We start from the raw sequence: 2,655 nt of genomic DNA on the forward strand, positions 1-2,655 counted from the left end.
TTTACTCTCCAAGGTCACAGCAGTTTGGTAAATGCAGTAGCCGTCACGGAGGATGACAAGCGGGCTATTTCTGGTTCAGCAGACAACACCCTCAAAGTCTGGAATTTAACAACTGGAAAGGAACAGTTTACTCTCAAGGGTCACACCAGTTCGGTATATGCAGTAGCCGTCACCTCCGATGGCAAGCGGGCGATTTCTGGTTCATATGATAACACCCTCAAAGTCTGGGATCTAACCACTGGAAACGAACTGTTTACTCTCCAAGGTCACAGCAGTTTGGTAAATGCAGTAGCCGTCACGGAGGATGGCAAGCGGGCGATTTCTGGTTCCAGAGACAAAACGCTCAAAGTCTGGGATTTAACCACTGGAAACGAACTGTTTACTCTCCAAGGTCACAGCGACTGGGTAAGTGCAGTAGCTGTCACTGCTGATGGCAAGCGGGTGATTTCTGGTTCTTGGGACAACACCATCAAAGTTTGGGATTTATCGAGTGGAAATGTCATTGCCAGCTTCCTGGGTGAAAGTGCGATTGCCTCTTGCGCTATTGCTGTCGATGGAGTCACAATCGTAGCGGGCGACGCATCCGGTCGCGTATATTTCCTGCGACTAGAAGAGATTGCTGAGTATTTAGAAAAGGGGATGGCGTGAGATGGGAGAATTTGCTGACAAGTTAGCGGCCAAACCACTTTTCTATCAACGTGCTTATCTGGGCAGCTTACTGCAAAATCATGTCAAGTCAGGTCATGTAGAAAAGTATTATCAAAAACTGACGAATTTTAACTTTTTGATGGCAAAGATTCAGCATCCGGAGTTTGGAGTGCAGGCACTGATTGATGATTTCAATTTGGTTGACGATTCAGAAGCAGTAAGTCACCCCGAGTACAACCCAGAAAAAGCGAAATTCCTGAACTTGATTCAATCGGTACTATGGATGTCAGCGGATATTTTGGAGCGATATCAGACGCAACTGGCAGGGCAATTGTTAGGGTACTTACTTGATTTTGAAATGCCAGAAATTCAGGCCATGCTGGAAATAGCAAAGCAGTGGAAAGCTGCACCTTGGTTGCGTCCTTTGACACCCTGTTTAACTCCCTCTCGCAGGGGATTGCTACGCACCCTTAAAGGTCACAGCAACTCGGTCAATGCAGTAGCCGTCACGGAGGATGGCAAGCGGGCGCTTTCTGGTTCATCAGACAACACCATCAAAGTCTGGGATTTAACAACTGGAAAGGAAGAGCTTATTCTGGAAGGTCACACCCAGTGGGTATATGCAGTTGCTGTCACTGCTGATGGCAAACGGGCAATTTCTGGTTCAGATGACAAAACCCTAAAAGTCTGGGATTTAACTACCGGAAAGGAACAGTTTACTCTCCAATATCACACTAACTCAGTATATGCAGTAACCGTCACGGAGGATGGGAATCGGGCGATTTCGGGTTCATCAGACAACACCATCAAAGTCTGGGATTTAACAACTGGAAACGAACTGTTTAGTCTCCAAGGTCATAGCGACTGGGTAAACGCAGTCGCCGTCACGGAAGATGGCAAGCGGGCAATTTCTGGTTCATGGGACAACACGCTCAAAGTCTGGGATTTAACAACTGGAAACGAACTGTTTACTCTCAAAGGTCATAGCGACTCAGTGCATACAGTGGCTGTCACCCCCGACGGCAAACGGGCGATTTCTGGTTCAAGAGACAAAACCCTCAAAGTCTGGGATTTAACCACTGGAGATGAACTGTTTGCTCTCAAAGGTCACAGCTACTTGGTAAATGCAGTAGCCGTCACGGAGGATGGCAAGCGGGCGATTTCTGGTTCTTTTGACAACACCCTCAAAGTCTGGGATTTAACCACTGGCAACGAACTGTTTACTCTCCAAGGTCACAGCGACTTGGTAAATGCAGTAGCCGTCACGGAGGATGGCAAGCGGGCGATTTCTGGTTCGCGGGACAAAACGCTAAAAGTCTGGGATTTAACCCCTGGAAACGAGCAGTTTACTCTCAAAGGTCACAGCGACTCAGTAAATGCAGTTGCTGTCACCCCCGATGGCAAGCGGGCAATTTCTGGTTCAGAGGACAAAACGCTAAAAGTCTGGGATTTAACAACTGGAAAAGAACAGTTTACTCTTGAAGGTCAAAGCAACTCAGTAAATGCAGTTGCTGTCACCTCCGATGGCAAGCAGGCAATTTCTGGTTCTTTGGACAAAACCCTCAAAGTCTGGGATTTAACCACTGGAAAGGAACAGTTTACTCTTGAAGGTCACAGTAACTCAGTAAATGCAGTCGCTGTCACCTCCGATGATAAGCGGGCGATTTCTGGTTCGTGGGACAACACACTAAAAGTCTGGGATTTAACCACTGGAAAGGAACAGTTTACTCTCGAAGGTCACAGCAAATTCGTAAATGCAGTCGCTGTCACCTCCGATGGCAAGCGGGCAATTTCTGGTTCGTGGGACAACACACTAAAAGTCTGGGATTTAACCACTGGAAAGGAACAGTTTACTCTCAAAGGTCACAGCAACTCAGTAAATGCAGTTGCTGTCACCCCCGATGGCAAGCGGGCAATTTCGGGTTCTTTGGACAAAACCCTCAAAGTCTGGGATTTAACCACTGGAAACGAACAGTGTACTCTCAAAGGTCACAGCAACTCGGTAAA

Annotated in this window: 2 protein-coding genes; both read left to right on the top strand. The window is 47.3% G+C overall.

The window, feature by feature from the left end; genetic code table 11:
* A partial coding sequence (locus tag QUA62_RS27980) for a WD40 repeat domain-containing protein (RefSeq protein WP_333408083.1) occupies window positions 1-648 on the top strand: 648 nt, incomplete at its 5' end.
* A 1-nt stretch (window position 649) separates the two neighbouring features.
* Window positions 650-2,655 (top strand): WD40 repeat domain-containing protein (locus QUA62_RS27985; RefSeq protein WP_333408084.1); only part of this gene is annotated, 2,006 nt, incomplete at its 3' end.

The organism is Microcoleus sp. MON1_C1 (genome assembly GCF_036701945.1).
GTDB lineage: Bacteria > Cyanobacteriota > Cyanobacteriia > Cyanobacteriales > Microcoleaceae > Microcoleus.